This window comes from Variovorax sp. GW821-FHT09A10 (assembly GCF_059418385.1).
This window is the reverse complement of sequence record NZ_JBWKPT010000008.1, coordinates 201,235-221,705: the sequence shown is the minus strand read 5'-3', so window position 1 is coordinate 221,705 and position 20,471 is coordinate 201,235. Positions and strand designations below refer to the sequence as shown.

The 20,471-nt window shown below is 66.9% G+C and carries 20 protein-coding genes and 1 tRNA gene; 13 read left to right on the top strand and 8 right to left on the bottom strand.

Annotated features, from left to right (window positions below):
• Positions 1-80 precede the first annotated feature (80 nt).
• Complete coding sequence (locus AC07Q9_RS25745; protein ID WP_495312243.1) at positions 81-1,295, top strand: DesA family fatty acid desaturase; 1,215 nt, start codon at positions 81-83, stop codon at positions 1,293-1,295.
• Positions 1,296-1,458: 163 nt separating this feature from the next.
• On the opposite strand, the gene rpmG is transcribed toward AC07Q9_RS25745, so the two are convergent.
• From rpmG to trxB, 3 genes are all read right to left on the bottom strand, one after another.
• A complete protein-coding gene (gene rpmG, locus AC07Q9_RS25740) occupies positions 1,459-1,632 on the bottom strand; it encodes a 50S ribosomal protein L33 (RefSeq protein WP_007830291.1) in 174 nt (57 codons plus the stop codon).
• An 11-nt stretch (positions 1,633-1,643) separates the two neighbouring features.
• The gene (rpmB, locus tag AC07Q9_RS25735; RefSeq protein ID WP_007830293.1) at positions 1,644-1,877 is read right to left on the bottom strand and encodes a 50S ribosomal protein L28; all 234 of its coding nucleotides are present in this window, start codon (positions 1,875-1,877) and stop codon (positions 1,644-1,646) included.
• Positions 1,878-2,125: 248 nt separating this feature from the next.
• Positions 2,126-3,076, bottom strand: a complete 951-nt coding sequence (trxB, locus tag AC07Q9_RS25730; RefSeq protein ID WP_495301907.1) for a thioredoxin-disulfide reductase — start codon at positions 3,074-3,076, stop codon at positions 2,126-2,128.
• Between the two features lie 180 nt (positions 3,077-3,256).
• Here trxB and AC07Q9_RS25725 point away from each other — a divergent pair, with 180 nt between their 5' ends.
• The 8 genes from AC07Q9_RS25725 to AC07Q9_RS25690 all read left to right on the top strand — a co-directional run bounded on the left by AC07Q9_RS25725 (position 3,257) and on the right by AC07Q9_RS25690 (position 12,574).
• Positions 3,257-3,931: a Crp/Fnr family transcriptional regulator gene (locus AC07Q9_RS25725; RefSeq protein WP_062481025.1), complete on the top strand. Its 675-nt coding sequence runs from the start codon at positions 3,257-3,259 to the stop codon at positions 3,929-3,931.
• A gap of 93 nt (positions 3,932-4,024) precedes the next feature.
• Entirely contained in the window at positions 4,025-6,481 is a 2,457-nt protein-coding gene (locus AC07Q9_RS25720) for a DNA translocase FtsK (protein ID WP_495312242.1), read from the top strand.
• 172 nt (positions 6,482-6,653) lie between these two features.
• Positions 6,654-7,295, top strand: coding sequence for an outer membrane lipoprotein periplasmic chaperone LolA (lolA, locus tag AC07Q9_RS25715; RefSeq protein ID WP_101493173.1), 642 nt, complete (start codon positions 6,654-6,656; stop codon positions 7,293-7,295).
• Between the two features lie 28 nt (positions 7,296-7,323).
• Positions 7,324-8,616, top strand: a complete 1,293-nt coding sequence (locus AC07Q9_RS25710; RefSeq protein ID WP_495312241.1) for a replication-associated recombination protein A — start codon at positions 7,324-7,326, stop codon at positions 8,614-8,616.
• Positions 8,617-8,856: 240 nt separating this feature from the next.
• Positions 8,857-9,786, top strand: a complete 930-nt coding sequence (locus AC07Q9_RS25705; RefSeq protein ID WP_062481019.1) for a branched-chain amino acid ABC transporter permease — start codon at positions 8,857-8,859, stop codon at positions 9,784-9,786.
• A gap of 13 nt (positions 9,787-9,799) precedes the next feature.
• Complete coding sequence (locus tag AC07Q9_RS25700; RefSeq protein ID WP_192195314.1) at positions 9,800-11,008, top strand: branched-chain amino acid ABC transporter permease; 1,209 nt, start codon at positions 9,800-9,802, stop codon at positions 11,006-11,008.
• 17 nt (positions 11,009-11,025) lie between these two features.
• On the top strand, positions 11,026-11,799 hold the full coding sequence (locus tag AC07Q9_RS25695; protein ID WP_307587043.1) for an ABC transporter ATP-binding protein: 774 nt from the start codon (positions 11,026-11,028) through the stop codon (positions 11,797-11,799).
• Between the two features lies 1 nt (position 11,800).
• Positions 11,801-12,574: an ABC transporter ATP-binding protein gene (locus AC07Q9_RS25690; RefSeq protein ID WP_370877941.1), complete on the top strand. Its 774-nt coding sequence runs from the start codon at positions 11,801-11,803 to the stop codon at positions 12,572-12,574.
• A gap of 65 nt (positions 12,575-12,639) precedes the next feature.
• On the opposite strand, the gene AC07Q9_RS25685 is transcribed toward AC07Q9_RS25690, so the two are convergent.
• Both AC07Q9_RS25685 and AC07Q9_RS25680 read right to left on the bottom strand, forming a co-directional pair.
• Positions 12,640-13,098, bottom strand: coding sequence for a (2Fe-2S)-binding protein (locus tag AC07Q9_RS25685; RefSeq protein ID WP_056572291.1), 459 nt, complete (start codon positions 13,096-13,098; stop codon positions 12,640-12,642).
• A gap of 12 nt (positions 13,099-13,110) precedes the next feature.
• Positions 13,111-15,306, bottom strand: a complete 2,196-nt coding sequence (locus AC07Q9_RS25680) for a xanthine dehydrogenase family protein molybdopterin-binding subunit (protein WP_495312240.1) — start codon at positions 15,304-15,306, stop codon at positions 13,111-13,113.
• Positions 15,307-15,462: 156 nt separating this feature from the next.
• Here AC07Q9_RS25680 and AC07Q9_RS25675 point away from each other — a divergent pair, with 156 nt between their 5' ends.
• Entirely contained in the window at positions 15,463-16,239 is a 777-nt protein-coding gene (locus AC07Q9_RS25675; RefSeq protein WP_095746547.1) for a Crp/Fnr family transcriptional regulator, read from the top strand.
• Here AC07Q9_RS25675 and AC07Q9_RS25670 read toward each other — a convergent pair.
• Together AC07Q9_RS25670 and AC07Q9_RS25665 are read right to left on the bottom strand one after the other, a co-directional pair.
• Entirely contained in the window at positions 16,211-17,188 is a 978-nt protein-coding gene (locus AC07Q9_RS25670) for a Bug family tripartite tricarboxylate transporter substrate binding protein (RefSeq protein WP_495312239.1), read from the bottom strand. The two genes, AC07Q9_RS25675 and AC07Q9_RS25670, sit on opposite strands and share 29 nt — an antisense overlap.
• A 37-nt stretch (positions 17,189-17,225) precedes the next feature.
• Positions 17,226-18,290: a CDP-6-deoxy-delta-3,4-glucoseen reductase gene (locus tag AC07Q9_RS25665; RefSeq protein ID WP_495312238.1), complete on the bottom strand. Its 1,065-nt coding sequence runs from the start codon at positions 18,288-18,290 to the stop codon at positions 17,226-17,228.
• Between the two features lie 74 nt (positions 18,291-18,364).
• Here AC07Q9_RS25665 and AC07Q9_RS25660 point away from each other — a divergent pair, with 74 nt between their 5' ends.
• From AC07Q9_RS25660 to AC07Q9_RS25650, 3 genes are all read left to right on the top strand, one after another.
• Positions 18,365-19,300 (top strand): SDR family oxidoreductase, encoded by a 936-nt coding sequence (locus tag AC07Q9_RS25660; RefSeq protein ID WP_495312237.1) that lies wholly within the window; start codon positions 18,365-18,367, stop codon positions 19,298-19,300.
• Between the two features lie 13 nt (positions 19,301-19,313).
• Positions 19,314-19,736 carry a RidA family protein gene (locus AC07Q9_RS25655; RefSeq protein WP_354342503.1) on the top strand — a complete coding sequence of 141 codons (423 nt, stop codon included), beginning with the start codon at positions 19,314-19,316 and terminating at the stop codon, positions 19,734-19,736.
• 85 nt (positions 19,737-19,821) lie between these two features.
• Positions 19,822-20,271 (top strand): guanylate cyclase, encoded by a 450-nt coding sequence (locus AC07Q9_RS25650; RefSeq protein WP_495301901.1) that lies wholly within the window; start codon positions 19,822-19,824, stop codon positions 20,269-20,271.
• 103 nt (positions 20,272-20,374) lie between these two features.
• Here AC07Q9_RS25650 and AC07Q9_RS25645 read toward each other — a convergent pair.
• A tRNA-Leu gene (locus AC07Q9_RS25645) sits at positions 20,375-20,459 on the bottom strand.
• Positions 20,460-20,471: the final 12 nt, after the last annotated feature.

The following is a 20,471-nucleotide window of genomic DNA, read 5'->3' as shown; positions in this document are numbered from 1 at the left end:
GTTTTGGCCCTGACATCCTAAAATCGCGGGTTACTTACCTGAAGGCTGCACCTTCGTGTGGCCATGGAGTACCTGACTCAATGATGCTTCCTGACTCCGCCGTTCTGAACGCGGTCATCCAATGGCTCGGACACGGCCTGTGGGACATTGCCTGGTGGCAGGTCGTGGTGTACACGCTCGTCACCACGCACATCACCATCGCAGCGGTCACGATCTTTCTGCACCGCACGCAGACGCACAAGGCGATGGACCTCGGTCCGATCCCCTCGCACTTCTTCCGTTTCTGGCTCTGGCTCGGCACCGGCATGGTGACGAAGGAGTGGGTCGCCATCCACCGCAAGCACCACGCGAAGTGCGAAACCGCCGACGACCCGCACAGCCCGCAGGTCAAGGGCATCGACGAAGTCTTCTGGCGCGGCGCCGAGCTGTACCGCAAGGAATCGAAGAACAAGGAAACGATGGAGCGCTACGGTCACGGCACGCCCGATGACTGGATCGAGCGCAACCTGTACACGCGTTACAGCTGGCAAGGCGTGGGCCTGATGCTGGTGATCAACCTGGCGCTGTTCGGCGCGCTCGGCCTGACCGTGTGGGCGGTCCAGATGCTCTGGATCCCGATCACCGCCGCCGGCATCATCAACGGCATCGGCCACTACTGGGGCTACCGCAACTTCGAGGCGTCCGACGCCAGCCGCAACATCATGCCCTGGGGCCTGATCATCGGTGGCGAAGAGCTGCACAACAACCACCACACGTACCCGACCTCGGCCAAGTTCTCGGTCAAGAAGTACGAGTTCGACATCGGCTGGGTCTACATCCAGGTGTTCCAGAAGCTCGGCTGGGCCAAGGTCAAGAAGGTGCCGCCGAAGATGCAGATGGGTGACATCCAGCCCGTGGCCAACGAGAAGACGCTCGAGGCCGTCATTGCCAACCGCTACGAAGTGATGGCCGGCTACGCCCGCGAAATGCGCCGCGCCACCAGCGAAGAAATCGACGTGCTGAAGGCCAAGGGCGCCGACCTGTCGGTGCTCAAGGCGGCCAAGCGCTGGCTGCATCGCGACGACGACAAGGTGCCCGCCTCGGCGCGCACCCATCTGGTGCAGGCCCGTGCCGCGCACCCGGTGCTCGACAAGATGGTCACGATGCGCGAAGAGCTGCGTCAGCTCTGGCTGAACACCTCGCAGTCGCGCGAGCAGCTGGCGGCCGATCTGGCGGCCTGGTGCCACCGTGCGGAAGCCAGCGGCATCGCCGGCCTGCGCGAGTTCTCGACCCGCCTGCGCGCCGCACGCGCCTGAAGAAGCTGGGCGCCAGCGCCTCGTGCGCTGCGGCCCTTGCTCAATAAAGAAGCCGACCTGAGGGTCGGCTTTTTTGTGTCCGCCTTTTCTGCTTTCGCAAAAACGACAGGCAATAAAAAACCCGCTGGGTGAGCAGCGGGTTTCTTGGGAAGAACAGGCCGAATTACTTCAGCTTGATTTCCTTGTATTCGACGTGCTTGCGTGCCTTGGGGTCGAACTTCATGATCGACATCTTTTCAGGCATCGTCTTCTTGTTCTTGCTCGTCGTGTAGAAGTGGCCGGTACCCGCGGTGGATTCCAGCTTGATCTTTTCGCGTCCGCCTTTGCTCGTTGCCATGATTCAGCTCCTTAAGCTTGGCCGCGGGCACGCAGGTCTGCGAGCACGGCATCGATACCGTTCTTGTCGATCAGGCGCAGTGCAGCGCTCGAAACGCGCAGGCGAACCCAGCGGTTTTCGGTCTCGACCCAGAAACGGCGGTATTGCAGGTTCGGCAGGAACCGGCGCTTGGTTTTGTTGTTGGCGTGGGAAACGTTGTTTCCGACCATCGGGCCTTTGCCCGTTACGTCGCATACGCGTGCCATGTGGACACTCTTTCTTGAACAGCTGGCACCGGCGCAATCAGGGTGATTGCAGGGTGTTTTGCAGCTTGACCTCGCCAGAAACGGGTGGCGGTACCCCGGATTTGCCGCAACCCGACTCCCGGTGGGAGGTAGGCCCTGTTTCGGCAAAGCCTTGGATTATAGCCCTTTCAGGCCCGACTGGGCTGGCCGTGCCGCAGATGCGGAAAACCAGGCCCTGCAGGACGGTGCCCCGTCCCGCGGGAAAGGCCTCAGTGTTCCTCGAGGAAGCGCTGCGCGTCGAGGGCGGCCATGCAGCCCGTGCCGGCGCTCGTGATGGCCTGGCGGTAGATGTTGTCCTGCACGTCGCCGGCGGCGAACACGCCGGGCACGGTGGTCATCGTCGCGAAGCCCTTCAGGCCCGAGCGGGTCACGATGTAGTTGTCCTTCATTTCCAGCTGGCCCTGGAAGATGTCGGTGTTCGGGTGGTGGCCGATCGCGATGAAGCAGCCCTTGAGTCCGATCTCTTCGGTGGCGCCGGTCTGCGTGTTCTTGATACGGATGCCCGTCACGCCCGTGCCGTCACCGAGCACCTCGTCAAGCTGGTTGTGCAGCTTCAGCACGATCTTGCCTTCGGCCACTTTCTCCATGACCTTGTCGATCAGGATGGGCTCGGCGCGGAACTTGTCGCGGCGATGCACCAGCGTCACCTTGTTGGCAATGTTGGAGAGGTACAGCGCCTCTTCGACGGCCGTGTTGCCGCCGCCGATCACGCAGACTTCCTGTTCGCGGTAGAAGAAGCCGTCGCAGGTCGCGCAGGCGGAGACGCCGCGGCCCATGAACTTCTCCTCGGAATCCAGGCCCAGGTACTTGGCCGATGCGCCCGTGGCGATGATCAGCGAGTCGCAGGTGTAGGTGCCGCTGTCGCCCGTGAGCGTGAACGGGCGCTTGCTCAGGTCGACCTTGTTGATGTGGTCGAACACGATCTGCGTCTTGAAGCGTTCGGCGTGCTCGAGAAAGCGCTGCATCAGCTCCGGGCCCTGGACGCCGTGAACGTCGGCCGGCCAGTTGTCGACCTCGGTCGTGGTCATGAGTTGACCGCCTTGTGCGATGCCCGTGATGAGCAAAGGCTGGAGGTTGGCGCGTGCGGCGTAGACGGCGGCGGTGTAGCCGGCCGGGCCGGAGCCCAGAATGAGAACCTTGGCGTGTTGGGGTGCGGACATGAGTAGAAAACCTAGGATGGACGCTGCGTCAGCGTGTACATTTTCAGGGTGGTAGCGATACGTGGGGAGTATCACCGCCCGGTTCAACACCGGGTGCACGGTGTTTTCAATGCGCGCGATTGTAGTAATCCATGGGCTCAGCATCAGGATCACATTGCGCGCTGTTTCAGGGATTGATTAATGTCGATGCTGTCCAACCTTGAATTGCTTCGGCGCGTTCCATTGTTCGCGTCGTTGACGGCCTCGCAGTCCGCAAGCATTGCGGATGCGATCATCAAGAAGCGCTTCAAACGCGCCGAGGTCGTCGTGGAGCAGGGCAAGAAATCCGATGCGCTGTACATCATCCTGACCGGCCGCGCCCGCGTCACGAGCGCCGACAGCCGTGGCCGCGAGGTGATCCTGGCCACGCTGCATCCCGGCGACTACCTCGGCGAGATGAGCCTGATCGACGACGAGCCGCATTCGGCCACCGTGCGCACCGAAATCCAGTGCGACGTGCTCATGCTGGGCCGCGACGCCTTCGCGCGCTGCCTGCCCGAGAACTCCTCGATGGCCTACAACATCATGCGCGGCCTGGTGCAGCGCCTGCGCCACGCCGACCGCAAGATCGAGTCGCTGGCGCTGATGGACGTGTACGGCCGCGTCGCCCGCGCGCTGCTCGAGTTCGCCAGCCAGGACGGCATGGGCAACCTCAAGGTCCGCGACAAGATCTCCCGCCAGGACCTGGCCAAGATGGTCGGCGCATCGCGCGAAATGGTGAGCCGCGTGATGAAGGACCTGGAAGAGCGCGGTTTCGTCCAGTCCCAGGAAGACGGCTCGGTGATCATCAAGGACCGGCTCCTGACGCTGACCTGAGCCCATAGGCCGGGCGCTTTCGGCGTCCACGGCCTTTTGTTGTAGTGTTCGGGTGGCCGGCCTGTGTTTTTTCGGGCCGGGCGCCGTGCTTTCATGACCTATTCGCTCCATACGCTTCAATCGTCCTCCTCTTCTTCCGCTGCCGAAGGGCAACCCGTGCGCCTGCGCGCCCTGCGCTTCGCCCACGAAATCACCTTGATCGCCGGGTTTGCAGCCCTCCTGTTCTGGCTGCTGGCGATGCTGAGCTTCACCCCGTCCGATGCCGCCTGGTCGACCTCGGGCACGGGCGGTGAGATCAAGAACTGGGGCGGCCGCATCGGCGCCTGGCTGGCCGACGGCAGCTACTTCCTTGCCGGCTATTCCGTCTGGTGGTGCCTCGCGGCCGGTCTGCGCGCGTGGCTCTCGTCGCTGGCCGGCTGGCTGCGCGGCGGTGAACCGACGGCGGCGGTCGAGCAACAGCCCCCGCGCGGTCGCTTCAACCGCAGCCGGCTTGCTTTCTGGTTCGGCCTCGTCCTGCTGCTGTGCGCGAGCGCGGTGCTCGAGTGGTCGCGCCTGTACCGGCTCGAATCGCACCTGCCGGGTTCGGGCGGCGGCGCCCTGGGCTACCTCGTGGGGCCGGCGAGCGTGCGCTGGCTGGGCTTCACGGGCTCGGCGCTGGTCGCCATCGCCGGCGGCGTGATCGGCTCGGCGCTGGTCTTCCGTTTTTCGTGGAGCCTGATCGCCGAGCGCATCGGTGCCCGTGCGTACTCGCTGTTCGAGTCGCGCCGTGAAAAGCGCGAAATGGCGGCCGACATCGCCATGGGCAAGCAGGCCGCGCGCGAACGCGCCGGCGACGAAGAAGAGCAGGCGCCCGCGCCACGCGTCAAGAAAACGCGTGCCAACAAGGAACCCGTGTTCGGCGACGCTTCCGGCCCGCAGGAGCCGAGCTTCGACGACGAAGAGGAAGAAGTCGCGCCCAAGCGTCGCCCCGCATCGCCGCCCGTGCAGATCGAGCCCGCGATGACCGAGGTCCCCCGCAGCGACCGCGTCGTCAAGGAGCGCCAGAAGCCGCTCTTCAACGAACTGCCCGACAGCAAGCTGCCGCAGGTCGACCTGCTCGACGCCGCGCTGGTGCGCCAGGAAACCGTCTCGTCCGACACGCTCGAGATGACCTCGCGCATGATCGAGAAGAAGCTCAAGGACTTCGGCGTCGAGGTGCGCGTGGTGCTCGCCTCGCCCGGCCCCGTCATCACGCGCTACGAGATCGAGCCCGCCACCGGCGTCAAGGGCTCGCAGATCCTCGGCCTCGCCAAAGATTTGGCGCGCTCGCTCTCGCTGGTGTCGATCCGCGTGGTCGAGACGATCCCCGGCAAGAACTACATGGCGCTCGAGTTGCCGAACGCCAAGCGCCAGTCGATCAAGCTCAGCGAAATCCTGGGCTCGCAGGTCTACAACGAGGGCAAGTCGATGCTCACGATGGGCCTGGGCAAGGACATCATCGGCAACCCCGTGGTGGCCGACCTCGCGAAGATGCCGCACGTGCTGGTGGCCGGTACCACCGGCTCGGGCAAGTCGGTGGGTATCAACGCGATGATCCTGTCGCTGCTCTACAAGGCCGAGGCACGCGACGTTCGCCTGCTCATGATCGACCCGAAGATGCTCGAAATGTCGGTCTACGAAGGCATCCCGCACCTGCTGGCGCCCGTGGTCACCGACATGCGCCAGGCCGCGCACGGCCTGAACTGGTGCGTGGCCGAGATGGAGCGCCGCTACAAGCTCATGAGCAAGCTCGGCGTGCGCAACCTGGCCGGCTACAACACCAAGATCGACGAAGCCAAGGCGCGGGAAGAGTTCATCTACAACCCCTTCAGCCTCACGCCCGACGATCCCGAACCGCTGCGCCGCGAACCGCACATCGTGGTCGTCATCGACGAACTGGCCGACCTGATGATGGTGGTCGGCAAGAAGATCGAAGAGCTGATTGCCCGCCTGGCGCAAAAGGCCCGCGCCGCCGGCATCCACCTGATCCTGGCCACGCAGCGCCCCAGCGTGGACGTGATCACCGGCCTCATCAAGGCCAACATCCCCACGCGCATCGCGTTCTCGGTGGGCTCCAAGATCGACAGCCGCACCATCCTCGACCAGATGGGCGCCGAGGCGCTGCTGGGCATGGGCGACATGCTCTACATGGCCAGCGGCACCGGCCTGCCGATCCGCGTGCACGGTGCCTTCGTGAGCGACGAGGAAGTCCACCGCGTGGTGGCCTACCTCAAGAGCCAGGGCGAGCCCGACTACATCGAGGGCGTGCTCGAAGGCGGCACGGTCGATGGCGACGGTGACGGCGACCTGCTCGGTGGCAGCGACGGCGAAAAAGACCCGATGTACGACCAGGCGGTCGAGGTCGTGCTCAAGAACCGCAAGGCCAGCATCTCGCTGGTGCAGCGCCACCTGAAGATCGGCTACAACCGCGCCGCGCGCCTGGTCGAGGACATGGAAAAAGCCGGCCTCGTGAGCGCCATGAGCGGCAGCGGCCAGCGCGAGATCCTCGTGCCCGCGCGCCAGGCGGAGTGAACCGCCGACGCGCCACCGACGATCACCGCTGCAGGGCCGGTTACGTGCTGAGAGGCAATTTGCAAACGCGCACCGGTGCTGCTGCAAATCTTCATCAAAGCCTACAGATGCCGGCATCTGCTGCGGGTAGTGTCGATGGACATCGCAGCAACGTTTTTCCGAGGAACCTCCCATGAAGAAAACCCGCCTCTGGCTGTTGGCCGGCCTGTTCTGCACGGTGGCCGGCAGTGCCTGGGCCGACGGGCTCGAGAGCCTCGAAGCCTTCGTGAAGACCGTCAAGTCCGGCCGCGCCGAGTTCACCCAGACCGTGACGGCCCCGCCGCGCGAGGGCCAGCCGGGCCGCGTCAAGACGTCGACCGGCACCTTCGAATTCCATCGCCCCGGCAAATTCAAGTTCGACTATCGCAAGCCTTTTGCGCAAAGCATCGTGGCCGACGGCAAGACGCTGTGGCTCTACGACGCTGACCTGAACCAGGTCACGCAGCGCACCCAGGCGCAGGCGCTGGGCTCGACGCCCGCGGCGCTGATTGCCTCCGCGGCCGACCTGCGCGCCCTGCAGGCCGATTTCGCGCTGGAGGCCGCGCCCGAGCGCGACGGCCTGCAGTGGGTCAAGGCCACGCCGAAGAACAAGGACGGCCAGTTGCAGAGCGTGATGGTCGGCTTCCAGGGTGACGCGCTGGCGGCCCTCGAAATCCTGGACAGCTTCGGCCAGCGCTCGATGCTCAAGTTCAGCAAGGTCGAGGTGAACCCGGCCTTGCCTGCGAGCACCTTCGAGTTCAAGGCGCCTGCGGGCGCGGACGTGCTCAAGCAGTAGTCACACACAGCAAGACGGTAGTTCCGGTTTGGCCACGCGCTCCCACCAGCCCCTCGCCGAGCGTCTGCGTCCCAAGACGCTCGGCGAAGTGATCGGCCAGCAGCACCTGCTCGGTCCGGGCATGTCGCTGCGCATCGCCTTCGAGTCGGGCCAGCCGCACTCCTGCATCCTCTGGGGCCCGCCGGGCACCGGCAAGACCACCATCGCGCGGCTCATGGCCGACGCCTTCGACGCGCAGTTCCTGAGCATCAGCGCGGTGCTGGGCGGCGTGAAGGACATCCGCGAGGCGGTCGAGCAGGCCACCGCCGCGCGCGACGGGCTCACGCAGCAGCGCACGATCGTCTTCGTGGACGAGGTGCACCGCTTCAACAAGAGCCAGCAGGACGCGTTCCTGCCGCACGTCGAGTCGGGCCTGTTCACCTTCATCGGCGCGACCACCGAGAACCCGTCGTTCGAGGTCAATTCGGCCTTGCTGTCGCGGGCGGCGGTGTACGTGCTGCAGTCGCTCAACGAAGGCGACCTGAAGCAGATCGTCGCCAAGGCGCAATCGATCCAGGCGGTTCCGGCCATCGACGAGGCGGCCATCGACCGCCTGGTCGCCTACGCGGACGGCGACGCGCGCCGCCTGCTCAACACGCTCGAGACGCTAGCGGTTGCCGCCGGCGCCGAAAAGCTCACGAACATCACCGACGAGTGGCTGCTGCGCGTGCTCGGCGAGCGCATGCGCCGCTACGACAAGGGCGGCGAGCAGTTCTACGACACCATCAGCGCGCTGCACAAATCGGTGCGCGGCAGCGACCCCGACGCTGCCCTGTATTGGTTCGTGCGCATGCTCGACGGCGGCGCCGACCCGCGCTACATGGCGCGCCGCCTCGTGCGCATGGCCAGCGAAGACATCGGCCTGGCCGACCCGCGCGCACTGCGCCTGGCGCTCGATGCGGCCGAGGTCTACGAGCGCCTGGGTACCCCCGAAGGCGAGCTGGCACTGGCCGAATGCGTGGTCTACCTGGCCATCGCGCCCAAGTCGAATGCGGTCTACAAGGCCTACAACGCGGTGCGCGCGCTGGTGAAGAAGGACAGCACGCGCCCGGTCCCGATGCACCTGCGCAATGCGCCGACCAAGCTCATGAAGGAGCTCGACTACGGCAAGGGCTACCGCTACGCGCACGACGAGGAGGGCGGTTTTGCCGCCGGCGAGCGCTACCTGCCCGAAGGGCTGGAAGGCCAGGTTTTCTACGAACCGGTCGAACGCGGGCTCGAAATACGCATCGGCGAAAAGCTGCGCGAACTGCGCCGACGCAACGCTGAAAAAGACGATTGATACTGTCTTGCAACATGCGCTCATGCCGCGCATGACCTCACCCACATACAGCATGAGGTGAGCGGGTAAACCCCGGTCAAAGCGCCCCAAAACAGCGCCGGGGCATGTCTAAAATCCCGCCCACCAAACCTACCGACGGCACATGTTGGCTGGTTTTTTGCTTGTCAAGCCACGGCGCCAAACCGGTGCCATCGGTAGGTGAATGGCACCCGCAAGGTGCAACACATAGGGAATCGCGTTATGGAAATATTGCTGCAGCAGATCATCAACGGTCTGGTTCTCGGCAGCATGTATGCCTTGATAGCCTTGGGCTACACCATGGTGTACGGCATCATCAATCTGATCAATTTTGCGCACGGTGAAGTGCTGATGGTGGGGGCGCTTACAAGCTGGACCATCATCGGGCTCATGAAGGACGGAATGCCCAACACACCGGGCTGGCTGATCCTCTTCGTCGCGCTGATCATTGCCTGCGTCGTCGCGGCAAGCCTGAACTTCGTGATCGAAAAAGTGGCCTACCGGCCGCTGCGCAACAGCCCCAAGCTCGCACCACTCATCACCGCCATCGGCGTGTCGATCCTGCTGCAGACGCTGGCCATGATCATCTGGAAGCCGACCAACAAGGCCTACCCCAACCTGCTGCCGACCGACCCCATCCACGTGGGCGGCGCCGTGATCTCGCCGACGCAGGTCATGATCCTCAGCGTCACGGCGTTCTCGCTCGTGATCCTGATGTGGCTGGTCAACTACACCAAGCTCGGCCGCGCGATGCGCGCCACCGCCGAGAACCCGCGCGTCGCGGCGCTCATGGGCATCCGGCCCGACATGGTCATCTCGGCCACCTTCATCATCGGCGCCGTGCTCGCGGCCATCGCCGGCGTGATGTACGCCTCCAACTACGGCATCGCGCAACACGCGATGGGCTTCCTGCCCGGCCTCAAGGCCTTCACGGCGGCTGTGTTCGGCGGCATCGGCAACCTGGCCGGCGCGGTGGTCGGCGGCATTCTGCTGGGCCTCATCGAGGCCATCGGCTCCGGCTACATCGGCACCCTCACGGGTGGCGTGCTGGGCAGCAACTACAGCGACATCTTCGCTTTCATCGTGCTGATCGTGATGCTCACGCTGCGGCCTTCGGGTCTGCTCGGCGAGCGCGTGGCGGACCGGGCCTGAGGAGCAGCACACCATGAAAAACAGCAAGAACCTCGCGCTCTACATCCTCGGCGTGGTCGCCGTGCTGGCGCTGCCGATCCTGTTGCAGACCCAGGGCAATGCCTGGGTGCGCATCGCCGACATCGCATTGCTCTATGTGATGCTCGCGCTCGGCCTGAACATCGTGGTCGGCTACGCCGGCCTGCTCGACCTGGGCTATGTGGCCTTCTTTGCGGTCGGTGCGTACCTCTACGCGCTGATGGGCTCGTCGCACCTCTCGGACACCTTCCCGTGGTTCAAGGCGATGTTCCCGAACGGGCTGCACACCTCGCTCTTGATCGTGGTTCCGCTCGCGCTGGTGGTGGCCGGGGTGCTCGGCGCGATGCTGGGGGCGCCCACGCTGAAGTTGCGCGGCGACTACCTGGCCATCGTCACGCTCGGCTTCGGCGAAATCATCCGGGTGTTCCTGAACAACCTCGACCAGCCGATCAACATCACCAACGGGCCGAAGGGCATCACGGCGATCGACTCCATCAAGTTCTGGGGCCTCGACCTCGGCAAGGCGTGGAAGTTCGACGGCTTCACGATCTCCTCGGTCACGCTGTACTACTACCTGTTCCTGGCGCTGGTGGTGGCCACCATCATCATTTCGCACCGGCTGCAGATCTCGCGCATCGGTCGCGCCTGGATGGCCATCCGTGAAGACGAAATCGCTGCCAAGGCAATGGGCATCAACACCCGCAACATGAAGCTGCTGGCCTTCGGCATGGGCGCCAGCTTCGGCGGCGTGTCGGGCGCGATGTTCGCGGCCTTCCAGGGCTTCGTGTCGCCCGAGTCCTTCAGCTTGATGGAGTCGGTGATGATCGTCGCCATGGTCGTGCTGGGCGGCCTCGGGCACTTACCCGGTGTCATTCTGGGCGCCGTGCTGCTGGCCGCGCTGCCCGAAGTGTTGCGCTACGTGGCCGGCCCGCTGCAGGCGCTGACCGACGGCCGCCTCGACGCGTCCATCCTGCGCCAACTGTTCATTGCGCTGGCCATGATCATCATCATGCTGATGCGTCCGCGCGGCCTGTGGCCCTCGCCGGAACACGGCAAGACGCTGACGAAAAAGGGCGGCGTGCCCGTCGACCCGACCCATGCGGCCGTGGCGCCCGGAACGCTCCAGACCCACGCACCGGGCATCGACAGCCCCGCCGACGAAGTGCCGGGTGCGGCATCGCGTCCCATGTCCATCAATCCGTGAGCCAAGGACACACAGACATGACGACAGACACCATCCTCGACGTTCGCGGCATCTCCAAGCGCTTCGGCGGGCTGCAGGCCCTCTCGGACGTGGGCATCACCATCAAGCGCGGCCAGGTCTACGGCCTGATCGGGCCGAACGGCGCCGGCAAGACGACCTTCTTCAACGTGATCACCGGGCTGTACACGCCCGACAGCGGCACCTTCGAGCTGGCCGGCAAGCCCTACCAGCCGACGGCCGTGCACGAAGTGGCCAAGGCCGGCATTGCGCGCACCTTCCAGAACATCCGCCTCTTCGCCGAAATGACGGCGCTGGAGAACGTGATGGTCGGGCGCCACATCCGCACGCATTCGGGCGTGTTCGGCGCCATGCTGCGCACCAGGGGCTTCAAGGCCGAAGAAGCGGCCATCGCCAAGCGCGCGCAGGAACTGCTCGACTACGTGGGCATCGGCAAGTTCGCCGACTACAAGGCGCGCACGCTGAGCTACGGCGACCAGCGCCGCCTCGAGATCGCCCGCGCCCTGGCCACCGACCCCCAGCTCATCGCGCTGGACGAACCGGCCGCCGGCATGAACTCGACCGAGAAGGTCCTGCTGCGCGAGCTCATCGACCGCATCCGCAAGGACAACCGCACGATCCTGATCATCGAACACGACGTCAAGCTCATCATGGGCCTGTGCGACCGCGTCACCGTGCTCGACTACGGCAAGCAGATTGCCGAGGGCAACCCGGTCGAGGTACAGAAGAACGAAAAGGTGATCGAGGCCTACCTCGGCACCGGAGGACATTGAGATGAGCACCGCAGAAGCAACGATGGCACCCACGACGGCAGCGGCCGCCGCCAAGGCAGCGGGCAAGAACCTGCTCAAGGTCCGCGGCCTGAAGGTGGGCTACGGCGGCATCCAGGCCGTGAAGGGCGTGGACTTCGACGTGTTCGAGGGCGAGCTGGTCTCGCTCATCGGCTCCAACGGCGCCGGCAAGACCACCACCATGAAGGCCATCACCGGCACGCTGCCGGCCGGCGCGGGCGACATCGAGTTCCTGGGCCGCAGCATCAAGGGCCGCGGCGCCTGGGACCTGGTGGGCGAGGGCCTCGTGATGGTGCCCGAGGGGCGCGGCGTGTTCACGCGCATGACGATCACCGAGAACCTGCAGATCGGCGCCTACATCCGCAACGACAAGGCCGAGATCGCGAGCGACATGGAGCGCGTGTTCGTGACCTTCCCGCGCCTGCGCGAGCGCAAGGACCAGCTGGCCGGCACGATGTCGGGCGGCGAACAGCAGATGCTGGCCATGGGCCGCGCGCTCATGGCGCGCCCGAAGGTGCTGCTGCTCGATGAACCCACCATGGGCCTGTCGCCCATCATGTGCGACAAGATCTTCGAAGTGGTGCAGACCGTGGCCGCGCAGGGCGTCACGATCCTGCTGGTGGAGCAGAACGCCAACCGCGCGCTGCAGCTGGCCGACCGTGGCTACGTCATGGAGTCGGGCCTCATCACGATGAACGGCGACGCCAAGGAACTGCTGCGCGATCCGCGCGTGCGCGCCGCCTACCTCGGCGAGTAAGCGCCCGCCAGCGCCGACCGGCCAGCACCGCAGAACGCGGTGGCTGGCCGTTTTTACGTCTGGTCCTATCCCATCATCGCGGCGGCGGCCTTGATCGCCTCGCGGATGCGGCCATACGTGCCGCAGCGGCACACGTTCTCGATGGCGTCGATGTCGGCGTCCGTCGGCGTGCGCGTGCGGCGCAGCAGGTCGACCGCCGCCATGATCTGCCCCGGTTGGCAGAAGCCGCACTGCGGCACATCGAGGTTCATCCAGGCCTGCTGCACCGGGTGCAGCGTGTTGCCGTTGGCCAGGCCCTCGATGGTCGTCACCTGGCGGCCGCGCACATCGGACACGCGCACCGAGCAGGTCGTCACGGCCTTGCCGTCGACGTGGCAAGTGCAGGCCTTGCACACGTTGATGCCGCAGCCGTACTTCGGGCCGGTGATGCCGAGCTTGTCACGCAGCACCCACAGCAGCGCCAGGTCGTCGGGCGCCTCGACGTCGACGTTCTGGCCGTTCACCTTGAAAGATTGCACAGGCATGGCGGGGTCTCCTCAGGCGGGGATCGGAACGTTGACGGGCGTGGGCAGCTTGCCCGGCGGGATCGGCGTGAAGTCGACCGGGAAGTTCAGCGGGAAGCTGCGCGGCTTGATGCCGGTGGCGCGCCCATAGGCGTTGGCGATGGCGCCCGAGCTCGCCGACAGACCCACCTCGCCCAGGCCGCCGATGGCCTCGCCGCTGGCCGGCATGATGATGATCTTCACGTCCTTCGGGTAGTGCTTCATGCGCGAGAAGTGGTACTGCGAGTAGCTGCCTTCCAGCGGCAGGCCGTTCTGGATGTGCAGCCCCGCCGACAGCACCAGCGCGATCGATTCGCACAGGCCGCCCTGCAGCTGCGCCTCGATGCCCGAAGGGTTGATCGGCGTGCCGACATCGATGGCGATGGTCGCGCGCACCACGCGCGCCTGCGCCGGCACGCGCGCGTCGATCTCGACGATGCAGGCCGTGAAGGACTTCGACTCCTGGTGCACGGCCACGCCCTGCGCAAAGCCCGCCGGCATCGCCTTGCCCCATTGCGCGGCCTCCGCCACCGCCTTCAGAACCGCGCGGGCGCGCGGCAGGCGCAGGTACTCGAGCCGGAAGGCGATCGGGTCCTTGCGCGCGGCGCGGGCCATCTCGTCGACCAGGATCTCTTCCACCAGCCGCGCGGGCTGGATGTGCACCGAGCGGTAGGAGCAGGTGTTCATGTCCATCGGCACCGGCGTCAGCAGCTTGGTCGTGACGCCGAAGTTGTAGGGCGAGGTCACCATGGTCTTGAACATGACCTGCTCGATCGCGAAGTTGCCCACCGTCTGCGGGAAGGCATTGGGCAGCGCGATGGCGGCGGCCTCGAGCATGTTGCCGAAGCCGTGGCGCGTGTCCAGGCGCACGCTGGCGATGCGCTGCTCGAAGGCGATGACCTGGCCCAGCAGCATCGTGGCGCGCGCCTTCTGGTAGATCGGCGGGCGGATGCGCGTGTGGCGCATGTCGTCGGTGCGGTGGTACATCAGGCGGCAGGGGCGCCCCAGCGCCTTCGACACCTGGATCGCCTGCAGCACCGGGTCCCAGAACAGGCGCCGCCCGAACGAGCCGCCCGAGGGCACCGCATGCACGACGACCTTGTTCAGCGGCAGGCCCAGTTCGGCGGCCACCGCCTGCTGGGTGACGATGGGGCTTTGCAGCCCGGCCCAGATCTCGGCGCGATCCGCTCGCACGTCGGCAATCGCGCATTCGACTTCCATCGGGCAGTGCGCGGCCGGTGCGAACTCGAACTCGGCCTCGACCGTCAGCGCGCCCAGCGGCGGCAGTGCGAAGGGCAGCAGCGACGACTTCAGCTTGCGCATGATGGTGGCGTTCGATTCGCCGTCGAGCGGGCCGGCGGCCCAGGTCACGTCGAGCGCGTTCACCGCGGCCCAGGCCTGGCCGAAAGTTTCGGCCATCACGGCCACGCCCGGCGGCGTCGGTGTGATGCCATTGGTGGCGGGGATCGGCACCACGCCGATCACGCCCGGCATTGCCATCACCGTGTTCATGTTGTTGATGCCGACGAACTTGCCGTTGATGGTCGGCGGGCGCCGCACCATCGTCGGCTTGGCATTGGGCACCGCCTGGTCGAGCGTGAACTTCTTGCGCCCGGTGACGATGTCCAGCGCATCGAGCCGCGTCACGCGCTGGCCGACCACCGAGGGCGTTGAGCCCGAGAGCAGGCCGCCGAGGCCGCCCAGCAGCGGCATGCCCGCGTGCATCGAGCGCACGCTCGACGAGCCGCCCGTGAGCTGGTTCCAGATCAGCTCGGGGCTCGCATCGGCCGACGTGACTTCGATGGCGCTCAACGGCAGGCGCAGCTTGTCGGCCAGCATCATGGCGCTGGCCGTGGCGATGCCCTGGCCCACTTCGAGGCGCGGCAGCGCCAGGCGCACGCGGCCGTCGCCGGTGTTCGTCACCTTCACCAGCGGCATGGTCGGCAGCGAGGTCAGCGTGACCGCGTCGCCGATGTCGATCAGGTCGGTGGTGTCGGGCGGGGTCATCGGCAGCAGCGCGGCCACCGCGGAGGCGGGCGCCGTGAGGGCGCCGAGCCCCGCGATGCCGGCCGCCGCCGAGGCCAGCGGCGCGGCCGTGGCGTAGCCCAGCACGTCGCGCCGGCGCAGGCCGTGCGCATCCCCGTCGTCCGCCCCGCGCGCGGGGCGCGGGTCCTTGTTCGAACGCTTCATCGTTGTCTCCTTGTTGTTTGGCGAACGCGGATGACTGTGGCACCATCGCCGCGCCGAAGATGTCGTTGCAACGACATTTCTTACGGCCCCCCGCCGACCGGCGCCTGCGACGGATCGGCCGATGCGATGTCACGAGGGACGACAGCAGGAGGCGCGATGTCGAACGCGTTGGAGAACATGCTTCGCGAGAGCCTGTGGGCGCGCGCGCTCACGGACGATGAACTCGACCGCGTCGTCCAGGAGTCGCACGAGCGCGTGGTGCCGGCCGGCGGCTTCGTCGTGCGGCGCGGCGAGCCCGCCGATCACTGGATCGGCGTGATCGACGGCCTCATGAAGATGTCGGTGTCGCTGCCCGACGGGCGCGTGTCCACTTTCACCGGCGTGACCGCCGGCGGCTGGGGCGGCGAAGGCTCGCTGCTCACCCCCGGATGCTGGCGCTACGACGGCGTGGCGCTGCGGCCCACGCGCGTGGCCTGCGTGCCGCGGCACAGCTTCGAGCGGCTGATGTCCACCAGCATCGACTTCAATCGGTTTCTGTTGTTACACATCAATGCGCGACTGAGCCTGTTCATCGGCCTCATGGAATTCGATCGCCTGCTCGGCCCCGACGCGCGCGTGGCGCGCTGCCTGGCCAGCCTGTTCGACCCCATCCTCTATCCGCGCGCCACCCGCTTCGTGCGGCTGAGCCAGGACGAGATCGGCCTCTTGTCGGCGGTGTCGCGCCAGCGTGCCAACCGCGCGCTGCATGCGCTGCAGCGCGACGGCCTGCTGCGCATCGAACATGGCGGCGTGGAAGTGCTCGACCTCGCAGGCCTGCGCACCTACCAGAGCGGGGCGGCCGAAGCGGCGGCGGCCGTGGCTGCGGCCACCGACACGCAGGCCGCGGCGCCCCTGGACGACCTTGTCAGTCCACCTTCGCCCCGGTGGCCTTGACCACCTTCTCGTACTTGGCGAGTTCGCTCTTCATGAAGCTGCCGAACTGCTCGGACGAGTTGCCCACCGGCTCGGCCAGCATCGAGGCGAAGCGGGTCTTCGTTTCCGGCGCGTTCAGCGCGGCGACGAAGGCCTGATTGAGTTTCGCGACCACCTCGGGCGGCGTGCCGGCCGGCGCGACCAGGCCCCACCACGTGTCGATCGAGAAGCCCTTGAGCGTGTCGGCCACGGGCGGCACGTCGGGCAGGGCGCTGCTGCGCTTGAGCGTCGTGACCGCGATCGCCTTCAGCTTGCCCGAGCGGATGTTCGGCGCGGCCGTGGCGAGGTTGTCGAAGTTGAAGTCGACCTGCCCCGACAGCAGCGCGAGCTGCGCCGGGTTGCCGCCGTTGTACGGAATGTGCACCGCGAAGATGCCCGCTTCCTTCTTGAACAGCTCGCCCGCCAGGTGGCCGGCGCTGCCGTTGCCGCCGCTGGCGTAGTTGAGCTTGGCCGGGTTGGCCTTGGCGTAGCGGATCAGGTCGGCCAGCGTGCGGATGTTCAGGCGGTTGGCCGTGTCGGCGTTCATCACCAGCACGTTGGGCACGCGCACCATCTGCGTGATCGGCGCGAAGTCGGTCGCGGCGTTGAACGGCATCTTGCTGTACAGCCACGGGTTCACCGCGTTCGTGGCCGTGGCCGCGATGCCGATGGTGAGGCCGTCGGCCGGCGCCTTGGCCACGAAGTCGGCGCCGATGTTGCCGCCCGCGCCGGGCTTGTTGTCGATGATGACCGGGCCGCCCAGCGTGTCCTTCACCTGCTCGGCCAGGATGCGCGCCGTGTTGTCGATCGGGCCGCCGGCCGCGTAGGGCACGACGAGGCGGATCGGGCGGTGTTGTTGTGCGACCGCGTGGCTGGTGGCCAGCACCGTGGCGCCAGCGATCAGGGTCAGGAGGAAGTGTCTCGTCTTCATGTTGTTCTACGCAAAGGAAAAGGGGGAACGCGAAGGCTCAGGGCAGGGCCTTGTCGGCTTCGGTGGTGAAGGCGTCGGCGAAGAACTCTTCTTCGGGCAGGCCCGCGAGCGCCACGTAGTCGCGCTTGGCCGAGTCGACCACGATCGGCGCGCCGCAGGCATACACCTGGTGGCCCGACAGGTCGGTGAAGTCTTCCAGCACCGCCTGGTGGACGAAGCCGGTGCGGCCGGTCCAGTTGTCTTCCGGCGTGGCGTTCGACACCACGGGCACGTAGCGCAGGTTCGGCATCGCGGCCAGTTGCTCGCGCAGCCAGGCGTCCATGTACAGGTCTTCGGGGCGGCGCCCGCCCCAGTAGATCGCGGCGGGCCGCTCGATGCCCTTGAACTGCATGTGCTCCAGCAGCGCCTTGATCGGCGCGAAGCCCGTGCCCGAGGCCAGCAGGATCAGCGGCTTGTCGGAGTCTTCGCGCAGGAAGAAGCTGCCGAACGGGCCTTCGATGCGCAGGATCTCTTTTTCCTTCATCGCGCCGAAGACGTGGTCGGTGAACTTGCCGCCCGGCAGGTGGCGCAGGTGCAGCTCCAGGCCCGTGCCCGGCACGGCCACCGTGTGCGGCGCGTTGGCCATCGAGTAGCTGCGGCGCGCGCCGTCGCGCAGGATGAATTCGACGTACTGGCCCGCATAGAACTGCAGCGGCTCGCCGGCCGGCAGCTGCAGGCGCAGCATCATCACGTCGTGCGACTGGCGCGTGAGCGCCATCACGCGCACCGGCATCTTGCGGATCGGCAGCGCGCCGGCCTCGGTGACCTGGCGCGACTCGAGCACCACGTCGCTCGTCGGGTGGGCGCAGCAGGTCAGCACGTAGCCGGCCAGCTGCTCCTCGGCGCTCAGCGCCTTGCTTTGGTGCGGGCCGAGCGTGACCTCGCCCGACAGCTTCTTGCACTTGCAGGAACCACAGGCGCCGTCCTTGCAGCCGTAGGGGAGGCCGATGCCCTGGCGGATGCCGGCCGCGAGGATGGTTTCGTCGCCCTGGACCACGAAGTGGCGCCCGCTGGGCTCGACGGTGATGGAAAAGCCCGCTTCGTGCGGCGCTGTAGCAGTCATCGGTATTCTTCGGGGGTGAACTTTCCCGGCTGCGTGCGGCCGGGACAACTGAATTGAGACAGGAAACCCGGATTTTGCCTTCAATCAATAGTCCCTCCGGCGCACTGCCGGCCCGGTTCCGGCGCGAGCGCCTGCTGATCGTCGGCTGCGGCGACGTCGGCCAGCGCGTGGCGCGCAACCTGCGCGGGCGCATGCAGCTGGTGGCGCTCACGTCCTCGGCCGACCGCGTCGCGGCGCTGCGCGCGGCCGGCATCCGGCCGCTGGTGGGCAACCTGGACGACCGCGCCACCCTGCGCCGCCTGGCGGGCATCGCCACCCGCGTGGTGCACCTGGCGCCGCCTGCGCGCGAGGGCGGCGCGGCCTGGTGGCGCGACCAGCGCACTGCGTCGCTGGCGCAGGCGCTGCGGCTGCGCTCGCTGCCCTCGGCGCTGGTCTACGGCTCGACCAGCGGCGTGTACGGCGACTGCGGCGGCGCGCGCGTGAGCGAAACGCGCGGCGTGCGGCCCGACACCCCGCGCTCCCACCGGCGCGTCGATGCCGAGCGCGCCGTGCGCTGGTTCGGCCGCAGCACCGGTGTGCGCACCAGCATCCTGCGCATCCCGGGCATCTACGCGCCCGACCGCGAGAACGGCACGCCGCGCGGCCGCCTGGAGCGCGGCACGCCCGTGCTGCGCCGCGAGGACGACGTCTACACCAGCCACATCCACGCCGACGACCTCGCGCGCGCCTGCGTGGCGGCGCTGTTCCGCGGCAAGCCCCAGCGCGTGGTGCACGCGTCGGACGACACCGAGCTGCGCATGGGCGACTACTTCGACCTGGCCGCCGACCTCTATGGCATGCCCCGCCCGCCGCGCGTGGCGCGCGGCGAGGCCGAGCGGCAATTGCCGCTGCAACTGCTGAGCTTCATGGGCGAATCGCGCCGGCTCGACAACACGCGGCTCAAGCGCGAGCTGCGCGTGCGGCTGGCGCACCCGACGGTGCACACCGGCCTGCAGCCGGCAGACGCCTGAAAGGACGCAACCCGTGAGCAAACAGAGCGTGCGCATTCCCGACGGCCATCCGACCTTCGGCTCCACCGCCGTCTTCGACACCTTCAAGTACGCGCCCGGCGTCAAGGCCGGCGGCCTGCTGTTCGTGGCAGGGCAGGTCGGCCTGCGTGCCGACGGCAGCGTGCCCGAAAGCGCTGCGGAACAGGCCGACTGGGCCTTCCGGCGGCTGGGCGTGGTGCTCGAGAGCGCGGGGCTCGGCTTTGCCGACCTGGTGGAGATCGTGAGCTACCACGTCGATGTCGAGCACGAGCTGGCGGGCTTTCGCGAGGTGAAGGACCGCTACATCACCGAGGATTTCCCGGCGTGGACCATCCTCGGCGTGGCGGCGCTGGCGCGGCCGGCGCTGCGGGTGGAGATTCGCGCGGTGGCGGCGTTGAAGACTGCGCAAGCGGGCTGACACCGAAGCGGAAGCCCAGGGGCCGGGCGTACCATGGCAGGACAGGTTCCAGATCGAACCGATCGAAGCGAAGCGGACAAAACGAATGCCCCAAACGATTGAAGCGTTGCTTGCCGATCAAGGCGCACAGGCGGTCCTCGCCTACCTGAACGCGCGCGTGCCGCATCGGTACACCGGGATCTACAAGATCCGCTCCGACCTGGTCACGAGCCTCTACCTGCACGACAAGCAAGGCGAGCTGATCCCCGAGAACATCGCCGTCGTTCCCTTCGAGGCGAGCATCTGTCCCTTTGTCCTGCGCGACGGGTGGTTCCGCACCGACGACTCGAGCGTCGACGAGCGTTTTGCCACGCATCCCGGGCGGGACTACACCATCAGCTACCACGGCGTTCCGCTGTTGAACCCCGCGGGCGCGGTCGCCGGCACCTTGTGCCACTTCAACTTCACGGCCGTGCCGCTGCCGGACGACGAGTTCGAGCTGCTGCACCAGGCCGCCTTGTCGCTCCAGGTGAAGCTCGCCGACGTGCTTGGCTGAGGGGGGCGCTGTCCGGCCTGAAAGGCCCCGAGGCAAAGAAAAACCCGCTGCGCCAGTGAAGCGAGCGGGTTTCTTGATGTGGGGGTGAGACGGTGTCGTCTCGTGGTGCCCGGGGCCGGAATCGAACCGGCACACCTTTCGGTGGGGGATTTTGAGTCCCCTGCGTCTACCAATTTCACCACCCGGGCACATCCGGAAGG